Annotated in this window: 20 protein-coding genes; 5 read left to right on the top strand and 15 right to left on the bottom strand. The window is 53.9% G+C overall.

Annotation, left to right across the window (positions count from 1 at the left end):
• Nucleotides 1–126: 126 nt before the first annotated feature.
• The 14 genes from F556_RS0117300 to F556_RS0117235 form a co-directional block, all read right to left on the bottom strand.
• Nucleotides 127–861 (bottom strand): YheC/YheD family protein, encoded by a 735-nt coding sequence (locus F556_RS0117300; protein ID WP_245583085.1) that lies wholly within the window; start codon nt 859–861, stop codon nt 127–129.
• Between the two features lie 107 nt (nt 862–968).
• Complete coding sequence (locus tag F556_RS0117295) at nt 969–1,376, bottom strand: GNAT family N-acetyltransferase (protein WP_020618240.1); 408 nt, start codon at nt 1,374–1,376, stop codon at nt 969–971.
• Nucleotides 1,373–2,446: a serine hydrolase domain-containing protein gene (locus F556_RS34370; protein WP_020618239.1), complete on the bottom strand. Its 1,074-nt coding sequence runs from the start codon at nt 2,444–2,446 to the stop codon at nt 1,373–1,375. Before F556_RS34370 ends, F556_RS0117295 begins: the two co-directional genes overlap by 4 nt.
• A 42-nt stretch (nt 2,447–2,488) precedes the next feature.
• The gene (locus F556_RS0117285; RefSeq protein WP_020618238.1) at nt 2,489–4,180 is read right to left on the bottom strand and encodes a hypothetical protein; all 1,692 of its coding nucleotides are present in this window, start codon (nt 4,178–4,180) and stop codon (nt 2,489–2,491) included.
• Between the two features lie 373 nt (nt 4,181–4,553).
• Nucleotides 4,554–5,018 carry a DUF2269 family protein gene (locus tag F556_RS0117280; RefSeq protein WP_020618237.1) on the bottom strand — a complete coding sequence of 155 codons (465 nt, stop codon included), beginning with the start codon at nt 5,016–5,018 and terminating at the stop codon, nt 4,554–4,556.
• A 54-nt stretch (nt 5,019–5,072) separates the two neighbouring features.
• Nucleotides 5,073–5,717, bottom strand: coding sequence for a TetR/AcrR family transcriptional regulator (locus F556_RS34365; RefSeq protein WP_020618236.1), 645 nt, complete (start codon nt 5,715–5,717; stop codon nt 5,073–5,075).
• Nucleotides 5,718–5,811: 94 nt separating this feature from the next.
• The gene (locus F556_RS0117270) at nt 5,812–6,591 is read right to left on the bottom strand and encodes an ABC transporter permease (RefSeq protein ID WP_020618235.1); all 780 of its coding nucleotides are present in this window, start codon (nt 6,589–6,591) and stop codon (nt 5,812–5,814) included.
• Nucleotides 6,588–7,502, bottom strand: a complete 915-nt coding sequence (locus tag F556_RS0117265) for an ABC transporter ATP-binding protein (protein WP_020618234.1) — start codon at nt 7,500–7,502, stop codon at nt 6,588–6,590. The genes F556_RS0117270 and F556_RS0117265 overlap by 4 nt, the downstream gene beginning before the upstream one ends.
• Entirely contained in the window at nt 7,499–7,705 is a 207-nt protein-coding gene (locus F556_RS0117260; RefSeq protein ID WP_020618233.1) for a PLD nuclease N-terminal domain-containing protein, read from the bottom strand. Before F556_RS0117260 ends, F556_RS0117265 begins: the two co-directional genes overlap by 4 nt.
• Nucleotides 7,702–7,953, bottom strand: a complete 252-nt coding sequence (locus tag F556_RS34360) for a hypothetical protein (RefSeq protein WP_020618232.1) — start codon at nt 7,951–7,953, stop codon at nt 7,702–7,704. The genes F556_RS0117260 and F556_RS34360 overlap by 4 nt, the downstream gene beginning before the upstream one ends.
• Nucleotides 7,934–8,293 (bottom strand): YxlC family protein, encoded by a 360-nt coding sequence (locus tag F556_RS0117250; RefSeq protein WP_020618231.1) that lies wholly within the window; start codon nt 8,291–8,293, stop codon nt 7,934–7,936. The genes F556_RS34360 and F556_RS0117250 overlap by 20 nt, the downstream gene beginning before the upstream one ends.
• Nucleotides 8,280–8,810, bottom strand: a complete 531-nt coding sequence (gene sigY / locus F556_RS0117245; RefSeq protein WP_020618230.1) for an RNA polymerase sigma factor SigY — start codon at nt 8,808–8,810, stop codon at nt 8,280–8,282. The genes F556_RS0117250 and sigY overlap by 14 nt, the downstream gene beginning before the upstream one ends.
• 664 nt (nt 8,811–9,474) lie before the next feature.
• Nucleotides 9,475–14,565, bottom strand: a complete 5,091-nt coding sequence (locus F556_RS0117240) for an S-layer homology domain-containing protein (RefSeq protein WP_020618229.1) — start codon at nt 14,563–14,565, stop codon at nt 9,475–9,477.
• A 221-nt stretch (nt 14,566–14,786) separates the two neighbouring features.
• Nucleotides 14,787–15,146, bottom strand: a complete 360-nt coding sequence (locus tag F556_RS0117235; RefSeq protein ID WP_020618228.1) for a winged helix-turn-helix transcriptional regulator — start codon at nt 15,144–15,146, stop codon at nt 14,787–14,789.
• A 194-nt stretch (nt 15,147–15,340) separates the two neighbouring features.
• On the opposite strand from F556_RS0117235, the gene F556_RS0117230 reads away from it, so the two are divergent.
• The 4 genes from F556_RS0117230 (at nt 15,341) to F556_RS0117215 (ending at nt 20,940) form a co-directional block, all read left to right on the top strand.
• A complete protein-coding gene (locus F556_RS0117230) occupies nt 15,341–15,865 on the top strand; it encodes an NAD(P)H-dependent oxidoreductase (RefSeq protein WP_020618227.1) in 525 nt (174 codons plus the stop codon).
• Between the two features lie 67 nt (nt 15,866–15,932).
• Nucleotides 15,933–18,209, top strand: coding sequence for a preprotein translocase subunit SecA (locus F556_RS0117225; protein ID WP_020618226.1), 2,277 nt, complete (start codon nt 15,933–15,935; stop codon nt 18,207–18,209).
• Nucleotides 18,210–18,453: 244 nt separating this feature from the next.
• Nucleotides 18,454–20,409 (top strand): S-layer homology domain-containing protein, encoded by a 1,956-nt coding sequence (locus F556_RS36375; protein WP_020618225.1) that lies wholly within the window; start codon nt 18,454–18,456, stop codon nt 20,407–20,409.
• Between the two features lie 228 nt (nt 20,410–20,637).
• The gene (locus F556_RS0117215; RefSeq protein ID WP_020618224.1) at nt 20,638–20,940 is read left to right on the top strand and encodes a hypothetical protein; all 303 of its coding nucleotides are present in this window, start codon (nt 20,638–20,640) and stop codon (nt 20,938–20,940) included.
• A 303-nt stretch (nt 20,941–21,243) separates the two neighbouring features.
• Here the strand turns inward: F556_RS0117215 and F556_RS0117210 are convergent, their stop codons facing one another.
• The gene (locus tag F556_RS0117210; protein WP_020618223.1) at nt 21,244–22,695 is read right to left on the bottom strand and encodes an RNA-guided endonuclease InsQ/TnpB family protein; all 1,452 of its coding nucleotides are present in this window, start codon (nt 22,693–22,695) and stop codon (nt 21,244–21,246) included.
• Between the two features lie 207 nt (nt 22,696–22,902).
• Between F556_RS0117210 and F556_RS0117205 the strand changes: the two genes are divergently transcribed.
• Nucleotides 22,903–26,715, top strand: coding sequence for a glycosyl hydrolase family 28-related protein (locus F556_RS0117205; protein ID WP_169447606.1), 3,813 nt, complete (start codon nt 22,903–22,905; stop codon nt 26,713–26,715).
• Nucleotides 26,716–26,777: the final 62 nt, after the last annotated feature.

Here is a 26,777-nt window from a genome sequence, read left to right as displayed (position 1 = left end):
GGCCACACCTCGTTCCTGCCGCTGTGCCCGCCAGCAACCATTTACTCGCGGGCGGAGCATTTCCTTAACTTCCTCACACAAAAACACCGCCCAGGCATGAGCCTCTGTGGCGGTGTTTTTGGCATCCTATTTTTTTCTGCCGTACTGCTTGGCATAAGCGATAATGGTCCGGTACATGCGCTTATCCTTCAGTTGCTTCAACGGATAGAATTGGGGCCTTGTGTTCACCTCAAGGATCCACGATCTCCCTTTGCCATCCAGCGCAACGTCCAGACCCAGCTCCCGAAATCCGTTGCTATGGCCGTCAAACACGTGACCGACCGTTCGGCCCATCTTCTTCAGCTCTTGCTCTTTGCTCGTAATCCTACCCGGGCTGAAGTGCGCTTGAGCCAGCGTATGCCGGAGATAGCCGATCTTGCCGCCTTGATTGTAGTTGGTTGCGACTTTGCCGGCCTTGCCAATTTTCGTGAAGATCGCCGTGCTCTTCCAGCCGCCGCTGTTAGGCTTTTGCACCATGACCCGGATGTCAAACGGCCTCCCGCCTGCCGTCGCCAGCTGAATACCTTTTTGTAACAAATACGAGCGTCCCTTACTACGTTTCTTCAACTGAGCATAGAGTGCCTCTACAGAGGGGTAACGGGTTTTCTTCGCATTGTGCTGCAGTTGATAGCCGTCCGCCAGCCTTTTGATCCGATGGATATTGAAGCCACCTGACCCCCCGGTAGGCTTGAAAAATACCGTGGCATGCTTACCCAGCATACGGGTTAGATTGCTCCGGTTAAAAAGGACCGTATTCGGGACATATTTTCGTGTCTGTTGCTTTTTGAGCAGCCATTTGGTTTTGACCCATTTGCTTTTCACCGATGTGCTTGGATACCTCATACGTCCGAGTCCCCCTTTCCCATAATGTATGGGAGAGACCCCGGTTTGCCCGTGCTCTTGACTATAGCCGGTTGTTTTTCCTCGTGCTAGATGGCCTTCGTCATCAAGATTTCCAACGGCTCGTTTTCTAACAGCAAGCATCCTGCATCCTTATAGCCTAACTTTCTATAAAAATGCTGTGCTCCTTCATTGGCCATCGTAGAGGTCATCACCAAGATTCGGCCTTGCCGCTTCATTTCGTCCTCCCAGAACCGCACCACTTCCTGGCCAAAACCGCGATTCCGGTAGGCTTCCTCGATCCAGAGCATATTCATGAACGGGGTATTGTCCCAGAAGTAACTGTATCGCATCCATCCGATGTTCGTGCCTTCTGCATTGCGGAGGATATATATTTCGTTTTGTTCGATTTTAGGTAAAATGAGATGCGTAAGCAGATGCTTGTCGCGGTCTTTCAGATAGGTGTAATCCGTTGCTGCCGCGTGTTCGATGTTCATGATTCACTCTCCAAGGTTGCTGTGTCTGTACGGATGAGCTGCTCGGCCTGTTCGTGCAGTTCCCATACATCGCAGGATTGATTAGCTATAATAGTACAGGTTGTTGCAGGCTCAGGATAGTAAGCAAACATGACGGCCACGCCCGCGTTGGAGCCTTCTTTATGCATTCGGATCAGCTTGCCTGCTCGATCATAAGCAAAGTGAAATCCATATCCGTTGAGGACGGTTCCCCATCCATACTCCTGGACGATTGCCGTCTGCGGCTTCATTATTGCTGCGGTCATCTCGCTAGACAGCAATTGGCCATCCGCCAATGCTCGTATGAATCGATCCAAGTCACCCACAGTTGTAAAAGCTCCTCCATCGGATGTACCAATGGGGGGATACGCGTAAATATTCTTCTTCCATCTGATCGTGCCGCCCTCGTCCTGAACGCCATCGTACCCTTCGGCCACTGGTGCATCCCCGTCATCCTTGGAGATAAAGGCGGTGTGCTCCATCCCGCAGGCCCGGAAAATATGCTGCACGACATAGTCGCGGTAGCTCACCCCGGTTACTTTTTCGATGGCAAGACCAAGCAGGATAAAGGCACAATTATTGTAGCTAACATTAGACCCCGCCTTGAACCTCGGCGCCTTGTACGCAAATTGAGGCAAGAAATCCGCGCAATCTCGTATGGAATAATTGGGCTTGTCAACGAACAGCGCTTCATAACTCTCGCCCAGCTCCTCGTCTGCGTCATCGGCGATACCCGATGTGTGCGTCAGCAGATGAGCAAGCGTGACATCCGTTGGAATGGCAGTTCCGGACAAGTCGATGATATCCGTAATCCGCTCCTCCAGCCGCAGCTTGCCTTGATCGACGAGCTGCAGGACCGCCACTGCTGTGAACAGCTTCGTCACCGATGCCGTATCGAACCTCGTCGCCACTGTATTCGGCACCTTAAACCCCCGATGCGCATAGCCATAGGCCTGCTCGAAGATCGTCTGCTGCCTGCCTTGGATAAGGACGGCTCCTGCAAAATTATGTTCATTGGCATAATGGTCAAATAAGGATTCCAGCGTCTTCATTCGGATTCTCCTCTGCTGTTGGTTTAAGCCATCCGTATTCTCCTAGTTTACACTAAGGTAGGAAACTCGCTTGCCCTCCGTCGAATGCCATACCAGAATATCGCCTTGCGGCGTCCATCCGATCAACGGACCAGAGCCGATCCGATTCGCCGTCCCCTCTACCCGATCTACCAGATAGGTTCCGAACTCCCAAGCGTCGACGGCATAATAGCGGTCTTCCTCCCCCGGCTTGGGAATCGAGCGAGAATAGGACAAATCACTCCAGCCCCCAAGCTGATTGGCCAGCAGGGTCACAGCATCTTCTGGCAAGGAAGTATAGCTCGGCTCAGCCGACTGACGTCCGTCCTTAAGGTGATAGAAGGCCCTTCCCTCTCTGAAGTCCTCCTGCGAGCTATCCATGAGTGGAACGATTATCGTCTCGTCATCTTGCCACTTCACTGGATAAATCCAGTGCCAGCCTTCACTATGATTCATGTAGGCTGCGTTAGCAAAGGTCGATACGACCTGCCCCTCGGCATTGAGAATAATGAGGTCGGCAGACGGACCCAAATTCCCCTCCGCATCTACAAGCAGTGCTACATGCTTGCCATCCGGGGAAGCAGCCATCCCATATATGGCGCGATCCGAATGGTAGAGTTGCTGGTGTTCTTTCCCTGTCTCACTAAGGCTATACACGGTTTCCAGGCCCCGTGCTGCGTACAGTACCTTCTCATCTGCTGTGTGGGCAAACTGCACACGTACGCCGTCATCCGTGCTGTATCCGACCTCGTCCGCCAGCCATTCCTGGACAGTGATATCTACTACCTGACCTGTGCCGGGCGTATACAAATACGTCGTATTATCGGCATTGTAGATCAGGTACTGCGGCTCCGTGCCCCGGGACCCGGCGGGCTGAATCACTGCAGCTGCATCGAATCCGTGCTCCTGTATTACATTGCCGTTTGTCCCGTCCACGAGCTGGAGCCCGCTCCATGCCCGTCCTCCATGGATGGTGATGTAACCATCTGGTTTTGCAATGACCCGCAGGGTCTCACCCTCTGCTGCGGTGACATTGTCCATCATGAATCGAATCGTCTGGCCTTCCGTGAGTTCAGGAAATGAAACGACAGCCCGCCGATCATCCGTCCATGTCATCACTGCAGGTGGCGTCTCCCCTGCCTCTGTTCCGGCACGTAGCGCAGTGACAAAGACATCCGCCACAATGTCCCGGTCCATATCTCGATTCGCGGTCAGGATAACATTGTCACTGTCCTCATCAACCGTAACCCGAAGCACCGGTTCATCATCCGCGATAGATGGATACAGCAGGAATTGCACCCAGGCTGAGGGTAGAGACCCTACCCATGGCTGATCTTCTCCGGGCAGTGTGCCATACACCTTGGCTGTCACATCTGGGGCATTAGTATGACTAAAGTCATTTAGGGTGAGTGTAAAGGAAATACCCTCACCCGACAAAACAAGCTCATACAGTTCTCCAGATGGTTCCGGGTCATCAATTACTGCCGGCTGTGCCTCCTGCATGCCCTGAAGCAGGGAACGAATCACCTCCGGCTCCTGATGCTCGATGACGAGTGTATGGTCACGGTCAAAGACCGCGATCGACTGGATGTCTTCAGCGGTCGGCATCTCTATGGCATCGTCTTCTACTGGAAGGGGCTCTTCTGTGGTGCACGCTTGCAGCAAGACTCCGAATATGACACATAGAATAATCAACGTGAATCTGTTCGTTTTCATTCGATCCCCCTATCCGTTGGGTACGCCTAATCCTGCTCGCCCCCATCAGCCTCTTTAGGCTTTAATAAAAGGACCTATGGTCACGGATCGATCTTCCAATCGCTGTTGTCCCCAGATTTCTTGATTTTTTAACCGCTTTAGCGGTTGAAATCCGGGGACAGCGTATGCTTCCGGAGTTAGCTTTTCTGCGAAAAGCTTTTAGGCGAACGCTTCGCAGCATATGCTCCCGAAGTCGCTTTCTTTCAGAAAGCGTTGACCAGATTCGATTCCGTGCCTCTCCGGCACCTTTTCAAAGCCTACTTAAAATAACGTAGAGGAACTAGGGAGAGTTCCAAATTATTGAATTTTTTGAATGGAGTTGTTTCTACTACGCCTATAGCTCCGGCTTCCACACCATCAGGATCATCGCCGCGATTGGGGTTACGGTTGCCAGCACGCCATAGATATTCCAGCGGTGGGAGACGCGCTCGAATTCCGGTGTCAGCGTCTGTTGCTCACAGGACTGCTTGCCGTGCTTGATCATAGCCATCTGCAGCGGCAGCAGCGCCACGATCCAGATGACCCCCGACAGGATGAACAATCCGTACGAAATCCCCAGCCAGCTCCACGAGAATACGGAGTAGCCCGCGTTATGGGCAAGTACATGACCTGACGCTAGAATCATGACGATTGAGGGAAGGGTGAAAATGTAATCCAGCACCATAATGTTCTTGGCTGTCTGCAGCTTCAAGGACAGATCCTCACTGTAATCCGACCGCACCTTCCAAAAGGTCACCGTAAACGCATTTCCCAACAAGAACACAACACCCAGCACATGAATGAATAACCATAAACTCATCGCAACTTACCTCCTCTTTTTAATTAACACCGTTCATTAAAATGGCTAAAAAAATTATGACCGTAAGGCCATATAGAGCATGTCTTTGGTGTGGTTCACAAGCTTGGCTGTCCGCTCGGGGGTAAACATCGGAATCTGAATCGCCAGCGCAACGACGCCATGCAAGGACGCCCACAGCATATCGCTATAGACATAAGGATCTCCCGGCTTGACGGCTTGATGGTCTTGCGCGTACTTCACCGAATCGAACAACACTTGAAAGGCGGCCAGACGCGGTACCTCTTCCCCTTGCTTGGCCTCGAACAAGTAGTCAACCCTCCACATGAACATTAGCTGGTAATACGTCGAATACGTGAGCCCGAATTGCACGTAAGCCTCACCGATTCGATCCAGACGCTCCCACGGGTCGGAGGTGCTGCTGGACGCTTGCGCCAGTTCCTGCCGGAATCGGGTAAACCCATCATCGACGACACTGAACAGCAGATGATCTTTGTCTTTATAATACAGATATAGCGTTGCTGGAGAATAGCCGAGCATCGCCGCCAGCTTGCGCATGGAGAAGGCGCTGTACCCCTGCTCAATAAACAGCTCACTCGCCGTCTTCAGAATGAGTTCCTTGAGCTGCTCCTTCTCCTCACCCTTGCGCCGACGGCCGAATTTCCGTCCGGTTTTGTCGTCTCCATTGGTCGGTTGTGTCATAGCGCCTCCTTTTAATGAACATCGTTCATTAAATATAGCATGGTTCTGGAGCCATGACAAGATTTTCTTGTGTCTACCCTTGCGGCCCCCTCGCCTAATCCACCAATGGCCGGTTTCGAAACAGGGCTGCAGCGGAGACTAGCAGGACGACTATCATCGTCACGCCCACTAAAATGTTCAGCCAGAACAGGTCAAGCAGCTGTCCTTCGGTCAGAAGTGATGCTGCATGCGCGGTCAGTCGCGCGGGGCTCCACGTCATCCATGCCGGCAGCATGCCTGTCAGCAGCGACAAGGCAAGAACAAGCGCCAGGCTCAAAAAGGCCGCGGGGCCGGCACCCTTCAGCGTTGCACTGAAAAAGACGACCAGCGCCAAAATGACCGCAAACCAAAGCAGGTAGAGAAGACTGCCATACAACGTATCCAGCAGCGACAGGTCTCCAATAAGCAGTTCGGTATAATACCAGGCACTCAAACTGCCTAGCAGCAATGAACAGGTTACCAAGGTCATGGCACCAGCCCACTTGGCAGTAATATAGGACAGGAAGCGGACCGGCCTCACCAGCACCATCCCCGCCACGCCGCTGTTCCGTTCCCCGGACACAATCGACATCGAGGATAGGACGATCACGAGTACCCCGATCAGTCCAAAGTTGTTCAAGGTTTCCAGTAGGACCACAGACGGTACCGGCGGCGGAATCTCGATGACCGCTCCTTCCGGCAGTCCGCCCGCTGCATCTATAATCTGTGGCATCAGATGACTGGTCAGCGGCTGCATCACCCCGAGCAATACAAAGACGCAGGGAATCCAGATCCACTTGTAATTGCGCGCCATCTCCAGCAGTTCCTTGCGGTACATCAGCATCCATGTTCTCATGACGACACCACCTTCAGGAAGAGATCCTCCAGCGTCGTCTGCGCCAGCTCGAATCTGCGAATCGGGATTCGATGCTGGGCAATCTGCTGCAATAGCTGCTGCTTGACCTCATCGGGCTGTTCGACCACCAGCTTCACAATGCCATCCTGATAGCTCAACTCCGTCACATGCGCAAGACGTTCCCACTCTATGGCCCATGTCTGCAGCGCCTGCGGCACGTCCTCTTCAATGTAGATGACAGGCTGCCTGTGCGCGTTGCGAATGTCGCGCAGCGTGCCGGAGAGGACGAGCTCTCCATCCCGAATCATGAGCACGTCATCGCTGACCGCCTCGGCATCATGCAGCACATGCGTGGAAAATAAAATGGTCGCTTCCTTCCGAATCTCCTTGAGCAATTCGAGCACCTCACGGCGTCCGACCGGATCGAGAGCGGATACCGGTTCATCGAGGATGACCAGCTTGGGCTGATGAATCAGGGCCTGCGCCAACCCAAGCCGCTGTTTCATCCCGCCAGAATACCCGCCGATTTTTCGCTTACGAGCCTCCTGCAAACCGACCCGATCCAGCAAATCGTTGGTCCGCTGTACAGCCTCCTTCTTGCTCAACCCTGCAAGCTGTCCGGAATAGTGCATAAATTCGCTGCCGCTCATCCAGTTGTAATACGCTCCCTGCTGCGGGAGATAACCAATGTAGCGACGAAGATCGGCCTGTGCTGGCAAGCCGTTGAAGCGAATGCTTCCGCTTGTTGGAGCAAGCAGTCCGGCCAGCATCTGCAGCGTCGTCGTTTTGCCAGCCCCGTTTGGTCCGAGAAGCGCCACACAGCTGCCCTCGCGTATGCCGAAGGACAGGCGATGCACCGCCTGTTTGGAGCCATAGGTTTTATTGAGATCTTTAATTTCCACCAGACTCATGCCTCTCTTCTCCTTCCCACAATGAAATAGGAAACCGGACCCACCAACTGAAGAAACACAATAATCAGAATCCACATCCATCGTGGTCCCCTTGTCTGTTCACTTCGGAACAGATCGATCAGCGCAACGACGATTAGAATCACATTTAAGACGATAAAAGGCACAATGGCCCCGATTGGAATCGATTCTAAAGCCTCCTTCACTTCTTCGCCCTCCTTTTTTGTATCCACTGCCGAACGAACGGGTGCAGCACCTTGCGCACTGCAAGCAGATAAATCACAGTCGGCGTCGGAAATTGTATCAACCCCCAAATTCCCCAGAACCAAGGGTAGCTTCCGCGTTTTCGAGCATCAATGAACAGGCTTATCCCTTGCGTCAGCAGTGCCACACCAAGAATTCCCCACATGTACCAGGGTACCGCCTGCAATTCCTCAAGCGAGGGGTTCTTCATGATTCACCTGCTTTCTTCTGCGGCGGTACCGCCAGAGTAGAATCAACAAAGGAATGATCAGAAATGCACCTTGGGATATGACAAACAGTGTCGGACTGCGGAACAAGACCGTCATCACCGTACTGACAAGCAGCAACGCAATGATCAAGAACACGGCCAGCTCCCACCTCCACCTGCGCTGAAGCTGATCCTGTTCATGCCGGATGAGATCCTCCAGCCAAGGGAGGTCCGGCGCCTCCTGATCGGTCCAACTGTCCAGCCCATCCAGACCCTCACGAAACCTTGCTCCGAGCTCGTCACTCCGGGAAGTCCGGCTCCCTCTATCGTCAGATTTCTTCATCCAGCGTCAACTCCTCTCTTAACCGCCGTACGGCATGATGAATGCGGGATTTGACCGTACCTTCCGGCACTCCCACGATTTCGGCAATCTCTTCAATGGTATAGCCATAGTAATGCTTCATGACCACAGCCATTCGCATGTCGGGACTCAGACTCCCCAGCGCCTCCAGCAATTCCGGCCAGCTGTGGCCAGAGCGTTCGGCCTGGAAGCGAATCTGTCTCCTCGCTTGCTCTCCCTCCAGCCAGCGCTTTTCCCGCTTCTGCTTGCGCGTATGATCAATGTACAGCCGCCCGGCAATCGTAATCATCCAAGACGAGAACTTGGACTTGTCCTGGTACAGATGCAGCTTGCGGATACAACGCAGGATCGTTTCCTGGGTCAAATCCTCAGCTAGGGAAGGCGACAAGGTTAATTTCAACAAGTAGTTTTTGACAAAGGCATAATGCTTCTGCAGTAGCATTGCCAGCGCGCGTTGATCCCCCTTCTTTGCCTTGGTGATCAAGCTAAGCTCATCCATACGAGAGGCCTCCAAGCTATGATTCCATCCGGATTGACGTTAATAGTACGCCCAGCTCTATGTAAAGGTTCATTGAAGAAAAAAATAAGTTGCCGATACCTGTGCATGTCTGCCGAGGGCTTGCATCGCTACTTTACAGCTTGGCTCAAGTCAGAGCCAGCTCCGACTAACTTTTGCTCAGGCCGGGTTAAGCCTCAGAGTGGCTAAGGCCACCTCAGCCGTTGCCTTGTAACGGACGTTTATCTGGGCTGGCAACTGCATTTCACGCTAATCCAACTCCTTTGCAGCCTTAAGGCTTTGCAACTAGGCTTTGCAACTGGAATAGTAAGTGCAATAATACCACTATTTTAGCTACATTCATGGTCTGCTGGCTTGCTATGTGTAAATGTACAATTACCACCAACAATATTTACATTATTATCCTTAGGTTGGTGCGTAGGTTGGTGCATAGGTCAGTGTGTAGGTTGGTGCCCAGGTCGGCGCGTGGGTTGGTGCAAAGGTTGGTGGGGGGCTCAGTGCCGTTGGTCAGTGCGTAGGTTAGTGGGCAGGCTACTGGTACACTTGCACCCTTATTACACATGATCGACTCCAGCAGAACTCGCTAACCCGCAAAGCCCCTGTCCTCGAACAGTGTTCGAAGCAGGGGCTTGCATGCAGTTAGTTGTCAGTTTGCAGTTTCGGTATCCCACACGCGGAGCGAATAGGAGATCCATTCGTCCATCAGCGTCGCGGCCTGCCCTCTCAGCAGCCCTTCGCCAGGCGCGAATGTATGGTCTGCCATGCCTCGGATGATCCCTGCAGCATGTAGCGACCGCACGGCATCTACCGCCCAAGATTGGATAGCTGCGCTATCGGCGAAGCTCAATTCAACATCGTTCACCGCATTTGGAAGCGGCAAACCCGTATATTGCGCGTAACGCATCAGGATCACTGCCATCTCCTCACGAGTGACCATCCGGTTGGGCTCGAACTTCCCGTTACCCACGCCTTGAACAATCTCCGCTTCAACAGCCCACGAGATCGCCGAAGTGTACCAGGCACCCTCTCGGACATCCATAAACAGCGCCTCGCCTAATGAATGATCAGCTACACGCTCCAAATTAGCCAACATTTGCACGACCATGGCCCGGCTCATCCCAAGCCCCGGTGCGAAGCGCCCTTCGCCCGTCCCTTGCATCATGCCTCTTGCCGCAGCCAAAACCGCGCTTTCCGTGGCCCAATGCGAGCCCAGATCGACAAAGGGATTCACGGCCTGATCCAGAACCACATAGACCGATTCTCCAGCAACAAAACTTACGCCTGCTCCCGTGCGTCCGGACCACGGAATGGCCCGTTCTTCACCCGCAGCCGACAGCTCCTTCACCACCGATTCTCCGCTCTCGCCGGGCAACGTGACAAGGGCAAGGCGAGGACCCTTCACATGCTCCATGCCCTCTCTTCCATCCACCGTTGCTGCAAAGGAATAAACGGTGCGCCCATTGGCAGCTTGCGCCACACGTTCGGACAGCTCTTGCGTGGACACCATCCGCAATGTCAGCGCCAATGGTCCTTCTGTCTCACCATATAGCTTGCGGACCTCATCAACACGTAAGCGAATTTCTCCCAGAGGACTAGTCAGTAGCAGGTGAGCAACCTTCCCGTTACTCCACACACTGTCGCTCCATATCTCACACGGAATCTCAACCGTGAAGCCCTTCGCCGTCTGCCATTCCTCTTCGCTCACAGCCAACTCGATTCGAGCCGCACCGCCTTGCTCAGCCGCAGCTTCCGCTGCCCGGATGACCTCTTCCGGACGAAGCTGCAGCACATACACACCCTCCTGCCACTCCCCGGCATTTGGCGTATCCTCTACGTCCTCGTCATCCGGCGGGATCACGCCAACCTGACCGCCACCACCGGTACCCCCGCCTCCTTGCGGCAGGTACCCTCTAACCGTGATCTCGTTACGGGCATAACCGTCTTCCGTGGCAATTCTGATCTGTGCGGTGCCAGCAGCCACTATACTGACGGTCCCGCTCGAAGTAACCTCAGCAATAGACGGGTTCGAGGTTCGGAAAATCCACTTGTGGTTGAGCGCATCCGCTGGCGCTACAGCAGGCTGCAGCGTCACCTTGCCGCCAACCGGCTGATCCGCTGGCGTAGCTACAGTTACGGCTTCTGCTCGCTTCGGACGGACAGCCAACGTCAGCGTTGCTCCTAATCCAGGCCGATCGTCCCGCTCCGCTACGATGAGCGCGGTACCCACGCCAACAGTAGTAACGAGACCGTTGCCGTCAACCCGCACAACACCTTCGTCGGAGGAGCTCCAAGTCATGCCGGCTTCTCCCCCGCTCAGCTGTGCAGTGACTTGCACGGACTCGCCGGTCGTCAGCTCAACTAATCGCTTATCCAGCTCCAGCCCGTAGCCCGCTGGCTCCACATGCCGGAGACGGATGCTCCGTACATCCACAGAAGCACCCTCGGCGCCCTGCGCCATGACGTACAACATCACGCGCTGGGTCCCGCTTTTGTCAAATGCCGGGTTAAGGTCTCGCAGCGCGGAAGCCACGTCCAGCTTGACGATGCCTGCCTCCGTAGCATCCACTACCACATCCATAGGCTGCTCGTCACCTTCAAACTTCAACTGCAGCGACCAGGCCGCAGTCACCGCTGCGATATCCATCTCCAGCTCGAGCGGTTGGTCCAAATCCAGCAGGAACGGAGCCGAACGGACGGCACCGTAGTCTGCGTCAGGGTGATCCTCCGTCACGCGCGCCACCGCATGCACATACCCGATTCTTCCCGGCGATGAGGAGGACTCGAACGTTTCAATCGTGGCCTGATCCGCGGCGTAAGCCGTCCCTTCGTCTTCATAGACGATTTCAAACGACTCAACAATGAAGTAGGCGCCTTTCGCATCGGTCGCCCACAGCTCCAGCTGCGCTTCTCCGGAGCCAGACAGCGACTCGCTATGATGCTGCTCGAGGCCCTCGGCCAGATTAATGGTCTGCAAGCCGGTTTCCGTACGGTTCGCATACACATAGTAAGAGGCATCACCGTATAGAAGCTTAAGTGTATAGGTGTTGGCCTCCCCAACCTCTGCGATGTCGATGTGGAGTACCGGATTTCGTGACCAGTCGAGCGTAAATACTTCGGACAGGACTCCGCCATAGCCCTCGTTGTCCGTTCTGTTCTCGATAATCGCTTTTTTGCCGATTAATTCCGAGGTTGCAGGCGCTTCGCCCGGCACAAAATCCGCGATGTCTTCGGCTTCGAAGGCGACACTGTCCGCAGCTGCCGACGGGTCATTATAGAACAGTCGCAGAGACTTTATGCCAAAGGAGGCACCCTCCTTGCCGTTCGCCATCAAATAGACGCGGAGTGGAACCGGGCCCGTTCGCTGGGTCTGATCACCATACGTGGCTAACGCGCTGCGGAGATCAATCAGTCGTTTGCCATCCTCCATGCCGTTCGACAACACATAGTTGCCCCATTCCTCGTCTTCAAACTTGAGCTGAATGGTGTAGTAGGGATCCGGATCAACGGTCTCAATCTCCAGATAAGGACGACGGCCAAAATCCACCTCGATGGTTTCGGTCTGCACAGCCCCCCAATCGCCATCCTCATTATCCTCGGTAATGCGTGCATACCCATCCCCGCTGTCGGTTACGGCTGCTGGCATGACCTCCACCGGATCGTACAGCAATAGATCCTCAACCGCTGCCTCGTAGATGATACTGTCCACATCAGGATTACTGATGGCAAGTTTCAGGTTGGCCTTATCGACCAATCCTTCCGACTCCACCGTGACCGCGATATTGACGATCCCGTTCGGAAGCTCTGTCGTATCCAGGGTATAAGCAGGCGAGAAGTCGCCTTCATACAGCACATTGCCGTCCGCGCTCACCGTCATATGAGCACTCTCGCTTCCCGTGAGCGCCAGCTCCAGCTCGACCTCATCCGACTCGATATACGTACGCTGCTGAGATGGAGATAGTATACTCACACCGATCGCATCCTTGGCAATCGTCCGGGCCCCGACCATCCAGCTGTTGCCTTCATGGCGAATGTCAGCCTCTGCCGGCAGGACGATCACATTCAGCGAGGACATCGCCGGAATCGTTACGTGGTGCGTGCCGGATACATTCGTGGCCAGGGTTGTCTTGGCTGCTGCATCGAACAGCTGGGACGAATCGTCCAGTTCAATCGCTACGCTGCGCTCCTCCGGATAGGGATTGTAGTACAAGTAATGAGGGAAGCTCCCTTCCTCACGGAAATAATCGGTTGCATTCAAATCAAGCTGAAGAATCCGCTCAACCTCCGTAGGCTCGATAACAGCTCCAAACACGCCGACCAACCCCGAACCATAAATCCCGTAGTCGGTCTGGCCCCAGCCATAACGTACGGGATCACCGCTGGCATACGGCGTTTGACCGTCGACCGTGTGACGGACGCCTTCGTAACCGAGGACACCCTCCGGATCATGCTCGAACGCGCCCCCATGAATCTGATTGGCCGCTGGCAGCTCGTTCGGATACATAAGCCTCACGCTGTTGGATGCGCTCAGATACCATTTGCCGATGGCATCGGAGTAGCGCGGATCATATTTGGCCAGCGGCGCCAACACCGCACCGAGATGGTACGTATTCATCAGGAAGCCGAAGCCGCCGCTGTCGCGGTCTGAACCTACCAAGCCGTCGGCTTGATAGCCTCCCCACTCGCCTGCCATGACCCCCCAGCCGGTCCGGACATCACTATCTGCATCGAAAATCCAATTGATCATTTTGTCCACATCATACTGCTCACCAAATCGAAAATTCATCATGGCGGCCATCAACGCACTGTAATCCTGGGTGACCTCATAATAAGGATTGTTAGCGCTATCATTCAGCTCATCCATGACCAGCGCCATTGCATCCAAATACTTCTGTTCGCCCGTCGTCTCATAGGCGGAATAGAATATGTACGCAAGAGATCCACCAGGCGGTTCTGTCCATCGCCCGTTGCGAACTGGCTCCCCTCGCTTCATATCGTAGGAGGTGAAGTCAAACGACAATCTTCCATCGCTATCCTTAAAATTTGGTAACGCTTCCAACCATCTGTCTGCACCTTCCACAATAATCTCGCGCATGGAATCGATGTCTTGCCCGTATTGACGCTTGGCTGTCTCATAGAGCTGAATGTACAGCAGCTGAGGATACAATTCATACCAGAACGATTGCCCAGTCGAAGTATCTACATGGTTGAGCACCATATGCTCGCCGTTGGCTACATTGTGAAATTCGTTCATCATTTCCACCAGATTGTAGCCATGCTGCTGGGTCTTATCGATGCCGACAAGCATGCCGGACAATACCGGTGCCATCGTGGAGATCGCCTCCTGAGACCCCGGCACCAGCGTTCCTTCTCCTGCCTCATTGATTTGGCCGATGTAAGAGGGAAAACCAAATGTTCGGCCGTAGCCATTGACGTTGTTGTCATCCCAGTACCCAATCGGCAGGTAAGAGTCCGTGTCGACAGGCACATAGTCAGGATTAGCAGCAAACGAAAATACGAGTTCATCGAATTGCCGCGCCATTTGCTCGAAATCCATATAGCGGTAATTGCTTGGCGAGTCTGTCATTTGTTCCTCCTTACGCACGGTTTTGGTAGCGACGGCAATGTCACCATTGTCGCCATTCGAACTTGTCGCCCGAGCGGGGCCTGCGTACGCCACATTGCCAAATACGGTGATCGCCACCAGCGCGACCGCGGCCCGCTTCATCTTTTTTACCATGAACAGAAAACCTCCCTGTTGTGTTTTCGGCAGCCTACTCCCAGTACCCAACCTACAGCAGGTTGAAACCGGGAGGATTTGGAAGCCATTAAAACAACACGGAATTGAGGCACGGACTGGATGGCCGGCAATGGGTGAATTTGCGAGCCATAGCACGTGGTCGTCCAACCACCGTCATGCCGCTGGCCCCGCTGGCCCCCGCTGCTGGGAGCTGCCCTCCCCTACTCCACCCTTCCCTCTTCCCTCAGCACAATATCCTCCCCTTGTGATTGTCTCCGCTTAATATTGTCCGTTCCCCACGCACACATGACATCTACAATCCGGTTGGCGGTCAGGCCATAGTCCGTTAGGCGATAGTCCACCTTGGGCGGCATCTGCTCATAAACCGTGCGTAGCACGAGGCCGTCCCGCTCCAGCTCCCGCAGCTGTTGAATCAAGACTTTTTGCGTAATTCCAGTGATCCCACGTTCCAGCTCGCTGGTCCGTTTGGGGCCGGTCATCAGTAGACAGATGATCAAGGCTTTCCATTTACCGCCAATAATTTCGAGCGTCGCTTCAATACCAAGGTGATACTGTTTCATATCCGTTCATCCCCCATTTCTCATGGTTGGAAGATCTTCTTTAAACCTCAATCTTGCCATATCGATTCGTTACCGTCCAGTACGCACTTTGAGGTAAGCACCTTACTTCAAAGTGTGTATTTTCATTAAACCTTTTCTGTATGATAATGACCCTATTCCGACACGCAGAAGAAAAGGGAAGGGGTTATGGAGACATGAACACACTGGTTATCCTTGCACATCCGCATTTGGAGACATCCCGGGTCAACCGCCGCTGGAAGGCCGAGCTGCTCAAGCATCCTGGTATATGCACGCTTCATGAGTTGTACCATGACTATCCCGACGGGCAGATTGACGTGCCGAGAGAACAACGACTGCTGGAAGAGCACGACCGGACCATTTTGCAATTTCCATTCTACTGGTACAGTTACCCGCCCCTGCTGAAAAAATGGTTCGACGATGTGTTTACCTACGGCTGGGCCTACGGATCACGAGGCGACAAGCTCAAGGGAAAAGCGATGGGGCTGGCCATGTCCATTGGCGACAAAGAGCAGCATTACCGGGCGGACGGTCCCATCTCGTTTACGGTCGATCAGCTCACGGCTCCCTTTCAAGCCAGTCTCCGACATGTCGGGGCCATCGCTCTTCCCCACTTCGCGGTGTACGGGGCTTCTTTTCAGATGACCGATGAACAGATCGATCGCAGTGCCGAGGCTTACGTGCGCTACTTGAAAAAATGATATAATCGAAAGCAACCAATTCAAACCAATCACTAGCCGCTTACTCTACCGAGGGGGGACCATGCCAATGAATCGAGCCGTGAAATGGATGCAAAAGCTCAAGGATCGCGATACCGAGAATCAGCTGCAAGCCTATCAAGCCCAAGCGGCGCTCATCCGGGCGCGGAGTTATGTCGCATGGGACGATGGACAGCTTCAAGCGGAGTCCCGCAGGCTGCAACAAGAAGCCAAGTCAGGCACGTCGCTGGATGAGCTGCTCGTTGATGCGTATGCACTAGTCTGCGAAGTCGCGAAGCGAACACTCGGACTGCAGCCGTACGAGGTCCAGATTATGGCGGCCATCGCGCTACACGAAGGGAAGCTAATCGAGCAGCATACGGGTGAAGGAAAAACCCTGTCGGCCGTCATGCCTGCGTATCTCAATGCGCTTACCGTCGAGGGTGTTCATGTCCTGACGTTCAACGATTACTTGGCTCACCGGGACGCAGAGTGGATGGGACCGATCTATCGCTTCCTTGGCTTAACCGCAAGCTCGGTTCAAGCGGGCATGCCCTTGCCTGAGAAGCAGGAAGCTTACGCCGCAGATATTACCTATGTGACAGCCAAGGAGGCGGGGTTCGACTATCTGCGCGACACGATTGCCCTGGATGTGGAGGACACCGTGCATCGCCCCTTCCACTATGTCATCGTTGACGAGGCGGATTCCCTGCTGCTCGACGAAGCGCGGGTGCCCTTAGTCATTGCCGGCGAGTCGGGCACATCCGGGAGCAGCGACCTGAATCTAGCAGAGATTGCCCGCCAGCTAGAGCCTCTGGAGCATTACGACTTCGACGAGTCCAAGCGGAACGTGTACTTGAATGAAGCCGGCTCTGCCACAGTAGAAGCTCTGCTGGAATGCGGCAATCTGTACGAAACGCATAATAGTTCGTTGTTATCTGCCCTCAATTGCGCGCTGCATGTGGAAGCCTTGTTGAAAAAAGACGTGGATTACATCGTCCGGGATGACCGTATCGAGCTAATCGATGAATATACGGGCCGCGTAGCGGAGAACAGGCACCTGCCGGATCGGCTGCAGGCTGCCTTGGCGGCCAAAGAAGGGCTGCAGTCACAAACGGGCGGCACTATTCTCGGAACCATCACCCTGCACCACTTCATCGATTTGTATCCGCGGATGTGCGGCATGACGGCTACCGCACACGCCGCTGCCCTGGAATTCGCAGATGGGTATGAGCTGGAGGTCGTGCAGATTCCACCTAACCGGCCCAACATTCGAATCGATCATCCGCGCCGGATCTATACCCACAAAGCCGCCAAGCTTAAGGCGCTTGCACACGAAATCTCGTCCATTCATAGGACCGGACGTCCCATTCTCATTGGTACATCAAGCGTTGAGGAGTCGGACACGCTGGCAGAAGCACTCGCCGCTGCCGATGTCCCTTGCCATGTGCTGAATGCCAAGAACGATGCCGAAGAAGCTGGAATCATTGCCAGAGCGGGAGAAATCGGCGCCGTGACGGTGTCCACGAATATGGCGGGACGCGGCGTCGACATCCGGCTGGGTGGTGGGGAACCTACCCAAGCCGAAGCAGTTGCCAAGCTCGGTGGGTTGTATGTCATTGGCACCCATGTGAACGAAAGCGTGCGGATCGATGACCAGCTGCGCGGCCGCGCAGGCCGCCAGGGTGATCCGGGTGCTTCCGTGTTTTTTGTCAGCCTGGAGGACGAGCTGCCGGTTCAATATGGTATCGATACGTGGGTGCGTGGTCTCAAGCAAGCGGAGGCATTGGAAGACCCTGCACTACAGAATAAAATCTCGCATATCCAGCGCGTGGCCATGACTCAAAACTTCGAAATCCGCAAGGAGCTCAATAGCTATTCGGACATGGTAGAGGATCAGAGACGGCTCCTCTATGCCGAGCGGCTGGCCATTCTGCATGGTAGGCAGTCGATGAGTCCTACAGAGCAGCGGGTCCGGCTGTTTTATATCGATGCGTGCTGGGCTGACCATCTCGCCTATGTCTCTTACCTTCGCGAGGGCATCCACTTGGAGAGTCTGGCAAGCCGCAATCCGATTGATGAATTCCATGCACAGATAACCGAAGCCTACGAGCAAATACCGGATACCATACAGCAGGAATCAGAGGCCATGCTCAACAAGCTAGGCGGTTCTACAGATCCGGCGGATTGGGAAGCCTTTGGCCTGAAGAGCCCTACCTCCACCCGGACGTATATTATTAGTGATCAATACCTCCAGAACAAGCGCAGCTCATGGACACCCATGACCGTCATGGCGTACTGGATGCGCAAGATTGCCCGGCCAATTTTCAATCTGTCGAAGTATTGATACCGTGCAGCTTGTAATGCCGTAACCCAGAGCCTTACCTTGGTAGTATAAAAACTTGCCATTAGTGAAATCGTTGAGACAAACTAATCCATTAGAGTTAATAAGACGAAACGGCGTTCGCTGTTGAGCGCAGTGACGTGCATCGACAAGGAGAGGTGACCATGCTATACTTGGTTCGTTTGTCGTAGTCCACAAGTAGGATACATAGCGAACGAATTCAAGCAAAAGGAGTGTCACCTCATCCATGAGCAACAAGATGACATGGAAGCATCCCATGGGGATAGCGGTCTTATTGTACATCATTGGTTCCCTTTTCTACGTAACGACGGTAACCGCTGCAATCTCGGATAAGGCGGAGAACCATGGGTTTACTGCCGTGTTCCACCCGAACCACACCATATCCGTTGAGGGAACGGCTGAATCGCATGCTAATGGAAAAATTCAGCTGCAATTCGACAGCCATGAGTCGCTGCCGTTTGAACAAATCATCGTGGAAGTCACAGTAGATGCCCGCGGCTTCTTCACGTACACAACGGCGCCGATGGTTTCCGATCGGGTGAGCGTATTTGTAAATACCAATCAGAATATCTCCTATTACTTGGGCGTGCGTGCGCCGCATACGCTTGTGCAGGAATCCCCTGGTGATAGCCGTGAGCAATTAACAGCGGGTGACTCCCGGTTGACTGCGAAGGTGGGCGATGCCGGCATCGCTGAAATCCGGGCCAAATGGAAGCAGTACGCACCTGTGTCTACTTATACTGGGAGCATGTTCTTACAGGAGCCGCAGACCTCCTCTCCTTATCGGGCCGGCAAGCTCCAGGAACAGGTGTTAACGGATGCCCTGAACATGACCAAATTTGTACGGTACCTTGGCGGGGTGTCCGAGACCGTGCAGCTGGATCCGCTACTAAATGAATCTGCCCAGCACAAAACAGTTGTACTCGAGCAGACCTATAACCCGCGAGATCCTCATTGGCCGGCCAAGCCGGCCGACATGGATGACTCATTCTTCAAAATCTCAGAAGGCTGGCTACGTTCAGAAGGCAGAGGCTTTGAAAATTTGCATTATGGTCTCATCCCAAGCGATGCGGTACGTTCCTTCATGGATGATTGGGGTAGCCAGAACCGTTACAATGTAGGCCACCGCAAAGCGATCCTGCAATTTGGCTTAGAGAAAGTGGGCTTCGGATATACGAATAATTATATGCTGATGCATCTGAACAGCACCCAGCATGCGCCGTGGCCGGATGGCAGAGATTATGTCGCTTGGCCAGCTCCAGGCAATTTCCCGACACTGCTTTCTAGATTTGAAATGTTCTCTATCCACTTGAATCCGTCCAGGTACGCTCCTATTGACCAAGAGCATCTGCGTATTGAAGTCATTGATAAAAGAAATGCAGTCAAATGGCTGTTTTACGACACTGCCAAGTACCAGAGTGCGGGACTGATGTATGTATCCAGCGAGTATAACGCAGGAAATCGAAGTGATTTTTTAACCTTTGGTCACACCCAGCTGAACATCAAGCACGGAGATGAGTTCAGCATCCGGATTACCGGTCTTCAAGATCGCCAGGGTCAAGATACGTCCATTGCGTATGATATCCGGTTCTTTGAATTGGATGAGCAGAAGCAACAGGAAGAAGAGCGCCGGGCCGAGGAGGAAAAGCAGCGGAATGAGCAGAACACGCAACCGGAAGTCCCAGCCTTCCGCGACATCGCTGGCCACTGGGCGGCAGAAGCAATTAAATGGGCTGTAGCTGAGGGCCTCGCACGGGGCTACGAGGACAACACCTTCCGCCCGAATCGCACCGTTAGTGAAGCGGAGTTCCTTGCCTTCTTCTACAGACCACGCATGGAGCTATCCGAGGAAAATCTGGCACCCAACGGTCATTGGGCGGATGAGCTCTATGCCTTGGCCACGCTGCGCCGAGCGCCTGTCCAAGGCACCGAGGATTACAAATTGCGCAGCGCAGCTATCACTCGCGTACGGGTAGCCGAGATTATCGCCGCTGCAGCCGGAAAAGATTATTCAGGCGATGCGGCGATTGCTTATCTTCTGGAGCAGGGTTATTCCAAGGGCAAAACGGGCAACTCGATTGCAGGCTATGCCGGGAACGATCTGCTGACGCGTGCGGAAGCCCTGACCTTTAGTTATGTGCTGAGGGAGACCATCACCGAAATTCGTACAAGAGGCGAATAAAGCGAACAAGAGCGCTATGAAAACAGGAATAGGTAGCATGCAAGTTAGGCATGAGTCCGGTACGGTACCGGGCTCATGCCTTTTTGACCCTCTAGTCAGCCTAAATCAGGGTGGGCGAGTTTAGTAGCTACACGGACAGCCCAATAAATCCGATAAAGTAAGAATAGCGGTATGGGGCATCCAATCTTCTCATTCTGCATGAATACCATCTAAAGGAGATGTCTGTGAATGAAATACCAATTTTGCCAACAGGTCACGATAGTGGATATGGACGAAGAGATTCTTTCGGAAGTGTTGTTCGAGCATGGGGAGTTCGAAACGGCTGCCTTGTCGCTCGGGTCCTCCGTTCTGATTCAACAACTAGGATTGAAGGAATTCAATGTCGTGTACGATAAAAGGGAAGGCAAAATCGCTCGTTATAAAATCGCGGATATCGAAATCGATCTTGTCGCCCAACCAACGCTCACCCGGGTTTACCTCGAGCCGGTGAAGCTTATCGTCGGCCAGCATGACATCGGAGCAATCATTTAAACGGCTTAGCCAAGTTGGGCTGCTACAGATATGTAGCAGCCCTTCAACCGTTTGCGGACGATTCCACATGGATGAACATTTATTTCGGGGATGGTTGCTGCCTAGAATTGGCGCAAAAAAAAATGTGAATGGCCGGGTAACGAGCGGGTTGGGTATAGTGGAGCCAAGATAGCACTCGGAAATATGAAAGCGTTTGCCACCTAACTCATTCTGTTCATAGGGCTGATCGAAAGACTTCGTACATGAATACTCCCACCACTTGCCAAAGCGGTCGCTTCGGCTGAAGTGTGGGTTTCGAAGGTCTCAACCTGACGTTCGCAGGATGCTTAACCTCCGGGGAGTTGACACGTTGACGGACTGGTTACCATCCAACCCCTCTATCCCATTCGTGTGTTTGGCCGTCACGTTTGGGAATACTTTGCGCATGATATTGGCGGCTCCGTTCACATCGGCGTTGATTAGACCAGCCGGACTCGCATACAACCCGCGATGAATTCGCTTGCCGGAGAAGGCTGCGGGCGTTTGCTCATCGAACCGAGGCAAAGGATCTTGATCCAGAAAACTCGCTTTCGATGTGTAGGCTTCTTCCGTCAGGATCACCGTGATTCCTTTCTCTTCGGCCTTGTACTGTATCATCGAGATGAGATGGAGATGCGGGAGGTGGCCGAACGTCTGATTGGTTTGCCGCCCCATACCGGATGCTTGCTTCCATCCCTTGTTTTGACCGATGATGAGGGTGCCAATCCCTTGTTTCTCAGCCAGCTTGACGATGTGGTAACTGGTCTTGTGAAACAGGTCCTTGATGCGGCAATACCGCTTTCTGTGCAAGCGTTCCAATCGCTTGGACGTATGCAGGCCTTCCTGCGGCGCCTTGCCTTGGCGAAGAATGCCGGTATAGTAAGCTTTCATCTTGTTGTAATACTGATTGGTCGCTTTGGCCATCCCGCCCTTCACGATCAACGGCTGTGCGCCGGTTGTCGTGACGATGGTTGCAAGATTGTTCACGCCCAAATCAATCGCCATGCATGCATCAGCAGGCCTCGCGTTTAGCCGTAATTCCGTCTCGGATGCCTGCTGCCTCTGCGGACAAGCGAAGACAAGTTCAACAAGGTAGTGTCCGTGACGAGGAAGCACGCGCACCTGCATTAGTTTGCCATCCGCAGCGCCCAATTTGCCAATGTTCAGTTGCAGCTTGGTTCGGGGAAGCTTGAGATATCTACCCTTTTTGATGACACAGTCCTGATTGGAGAACACCACGTCCTTCACCTGGCCGCGCGCGTAGCCTGGAAGGTTCGGCTTGCCGGTATACTTCTCAGGATGCTTGCGGTAGTCCTTCATACTCGCGAAAAAGGAGGCCCAGTTCTGGAAGACCAACTGCAAGATCCCTTGACTGCTCTGGGCAGCAAGCGAGCGATAATCCGGCTGCTCCATCACTTTGAACAAGGCATCCAGGAAAGCATAGGAGAGAAAGGGCTGCTCGGGCGTAGGCAGCACAAAGGGACGGGAACGATTTCTTGCACGTCGCCGTTCGTTCATTGTATCCAGATGCGCGGAGAGGGTAGCCATGACGAGTTGCTGCAGCGGTTGTCCCCCGGTCTGCTGTCCCTTTGCCGTGAACACTTGCCGGAGATAAAAGTTCGCCGTATTATACAAGTTCTTGGCGCACTGACAAGCTTCATCCAGGTAGGCAAACAACCGATGCCCCGGTTTAATCCACACGTGATAGGTTCGATACATAAGCAGGGGATCGGACATGCGTTCACCTCCTTGCCAAAACGGGAATATATGTTCCTATCCAGTATACCGCTACATCGAGAAAAACAAAAGCCTTTTGTTGGGCTCAAACAGGAAGTCGCCGATTCACCTCACCACTTGAAGAAGTGGGAGTACTCTCGGCGAGTGCTGATAGAAATGACCATATCAATGAAAAGAGGGATGTTACACATGGCAAGGCATCGGAGAATGTTAAGGAAATCGGGTTTGCTGTTGCTCATTGTATCTCTGGCAGCTGGTTTGCTGCCCGGCTTGGTCGGCATGGCGCTTGCAGAGGAAGCACCTTATGTGAATACCGATTCAACTACATCCGGAAACTGGGTTGGCGCTTACGGATCAGATGGCTACATCCTGCCCTACTTCACGTCGAATCGATCCGACGGGCGAGATGATCCGCCCGCTGCCGATGTGGCGCTGCTGCCCTCCTATGTGGATAGCTACAGCAAGAGCGGCAATGTGAACTACTGGCAGTCTAACCCTGCGGGTCCAAGCGCCCTGCAGCTGCCAGACGCAAGCGGCAGGAAACGAATTGAGGTTTATACAGGCGGCAACTTCACCTATTCCTTTGTACTAAATGATACCCAGCAGCATTTGTTTTCCGTGTATACGACTGATTTCGGAGTAGGTTCAGCCGACAAAGCGCGGTTCGAAATTTTAAATTCGTCGAATCAGGTGCTACAATCCCGGGAAGTGGATAACGTGGGTAGCGGCAAATATCTCTGCTTCGCCGTCCAAGGCAGCTTCAAGCTCAAGGTGACAAGGGTGAGCGGTACGCGCGCGTTTGCGCAAGGGTTTTTCTTTGATGCCCCCGTGCCTTTGACGGCCCAGGACCTGACCGTTGTTCCGCTGCCCGCTCGCAGCGTTGAGTTGCAGTGGACAGATAGCACTTCGGGCCCCGTTGCCGTCCTTAGAAGGCTGCAAGGAGAAACCGATTTTGTAAAAATCGCAGAAACCGCTGGGGGTATCGACAGCTACATCGACGAAAACTTGATACCCGGTCAGCACTATGAGTATGCCCTGCAAAGCAAGTCCGGGGCGTTGTATTCCTTGCCGTCCGCTCCAGTGTCTTATCTGGCGGAGAGCTATGATTCCACCAGCCTAACATTTCTTCAGAGCCCCTATTCGGTCGAAGCTCCGGGTCAGCCGGTAGCGCTGACAGCTGTTTTGACGGATGAGGACGATGAACCGATTGAGGGGTATACCATAACCTTTGAGCTGCAAGGGGACTATGTAGGCACCTACATTGATTCGGAAATTGGCCAAGGCGTAACCGATGCCAATGGTGTCGCTTCCGTGAATTACACACCGCCTTACGCAGGTCAATTCAACGTTAGGGCTTGGACAGAGCCGAATGATGACGATCTGCTGGATGGAGCTGAAGCAATCACTGCATTGGATGTCCAGCAGCCGCAGTGGGAACTGCCTCCTCTGTTGATGCGCGTGACGGATGCCGTGAAGCCCGGCATGCTGTTTCAGCTGAGCGGGCACGCCATGCAAGCTGACGATTGGGATGATGTGAAGGCGGTGATTGAGCCGCTTAGTACCTCCGGAATGACGCCGTCTTCCGCAGCAGTCGAGCTTGACATTATTCAAAGAGATGAACTGCGCGGGCAATTCCTGCAGTTGGCCTTCCCCGACTCCAGCTCACCGGGCGCCTACCGATTGTGGGTGAGCAATGAAGAGGGCTGGAGCGAGCCAATCGATTTGAATAAGCCGCGCCCATTGTTTATGTCCGAATATGAAGTGTATGAAGGGTTGTCCATCGACGTCTCAGGCCGTAATTTCCAGGCACGGGAATTTGACGCAACTGCGGAGACCAAAGTCCGGCTGACCCAGGGAACGAGCGCGTATGCGGTGCCGATTACGGAGCTGACCCCCTACTCTGTGCGCTTTCTCGTGGAGGATGTGCCGCTAGGGGAATATGAGGTGGAAGTGTCCAATGACAGCGGGCAGACCTGGATTACACTGCAGAGCGAGCAGACGCTGACCGTCGTTGCCCCGGGCCAAGATCCGCTGGGACTCGGCGTGGCATGGGCCGATCATTTTGACTGGGACAATGTGTTTGATGTGACGGATTACGGAGCGATTGCGGACGATGATCTGGACGATACGGCCGCGATTCAAGCGACCATTGCAGCTGCCAAGAGTGACGGAGGCGGTGTCGTGTATCTGCCACCCGGCACATTCCATGCGACCCTCGTGCAGTTGCCTAGTGGCATCGTCTTGATGGGTGATGGACCAGACAGCACGTTCCTCTATCATACTGGCAGCAGCCAGAACTTTATTCAGGCGTCGGGCGACGGCAAAACAGTAGGCCGCACAGGCGTTGCCAGAATCGCCATTCGCGCAGCAGACGATACGATGTACCCGGATGCCTTCATCTGGCTGGGTCAGGATTGGGGCGCTGCTGTTGAAGATGTGACCCTGCGGACGGCCAGTGAGCTGTTTGTCGTTGAAACGAGCATTGAATACCCGGTGCTGGTTCCTGTAGATCGGTCACAGGGCGGCGGTCGCGGACAAGGCGTACTGTTTGTTGGGGATGAGCGTATCGTCATCAAGGACAATCGCATGGTAGGCTGGGTAGCGCAATATAACCGTACCTATATGAACCGTTATGTCCAGTCTACAGGCAATTATGTGGAGTACGGCTTTAGCCAAATGCCGATCACGGCAGACTACACTTTTATTTGGGATAATGAATTCGTGATGCGCGGCGAAATGGACGTTGAGGTGCATGGGATCAGCATCAAGTCGAACAGCCATGTTGAGAACAATATTGTACGCACGACCGGGGCTGACCTGAAAACCACGTATAACAATGACGGCGAGTCCATTATGGCGGAGATGCCAGGCGCTTACTTCTCTGTAGGTGAGGTGCTGGGAGCGACAGCTGATACGATCACCTTGGCACCTACGCAACCGCTGCCGGAGCCGATCCGGTTGCGCAGAGGTACGTTAAGTGTCGTCATTGTAGACGGCACGGGACTCGGGCAGTATCGCGAGGTGCAATATACATCGGGCACGACGTATGCGCTGACGGAGGACTGGGACGTAATCCCGGACCGCACGAGCAAATTCTCGCTAATTGCACCCAATGACAATGTTACGGTGTATCGCAATGAACTGACAGACAATCAACGCGGCGTCTGGCTGTATGGCAATGCCATCGACGCCGTGGTTGCGGATAATACCCTGACGAATACCGATGGCATCTATATCTCTTCCACAGCCGCGGTGCCGACGGGCCGATATACCCCAGCCTATTTTGTGAATGTAAAAGGCAATCAATTGATCGGCACGCCGGGTACCGGACATGCGGCAGGCATCATTGCGGTGTCGAATCGCAGAAACGTGGGCGGGCTGTTCTATGCGACGGGCGTGTACGGTGTTGAAATCAGAGACAATTATCTGTACGGCAGCCAAGAGCCGATCTCCACGCCGCGGCATCAGAAGTTCTCGGGCATCGTCTCCTCGGCGGCGACGCTGTCCAGCGATGGCAATCCGATCTTTACGCTGGAGGACCGTGACAACCTGAATGTCATCATCGAGAACAATCAATTGGAGCATATGGCTGACGGGCTGGTCATGATGAGCGGCCTGTATGGCCATACGACTCGGGGCAATCAGTTCACCGATGTGCTGCGGGAGCTCTATGAGCGATTCGGGCCAGGCACGTCGCGCCTGCTCCAGCTGCCGGGCGCCTTTGCCGACCAGAGAGCACCGTATTGGCCGACAAGGAGCGCACTCCAGACCGAGCTGGGAACGAGCGTTCAAGCTGAGCTGAGTTGGAATCCCGCGGAGGACATCATCGGCGTCACGCAATACCGAATCTATCAAAACGGCGTTCTGCTGGACACCGTCAGTGGCGGAATAACTACCTACGAAACCGCCCCCCTGCCAGCAGGCAACACGTACCACTTCCAGGTGACCGCGCTGGATGCGGCAGGTAATGAGAGCTATTCTGCGTTGGGTGCAACGATCATAACGCCGAGTGGTCCTTGATTTCAACCCGATCCAGGACAGGGACCAGGGCCGGGAGTTGGTATCATTCATGGCACAGCCGA

Origin of the sequence: Paenibacillus daejeonensis DSM 15491, from assembly GCF_000378385.1 — a bacterium.
In the GTDB taxonomy this organism is placed as follows: domain Bacteria; phylum Bacillota; class Bacilli; order Paenibacillales; family Paenibacillaceae; genus Paenibacillus_D; species Paenibacillus_D daejeonensis.
This window is presented reverse-complemented; position numbering and strand designations above follow the sequence as displayed.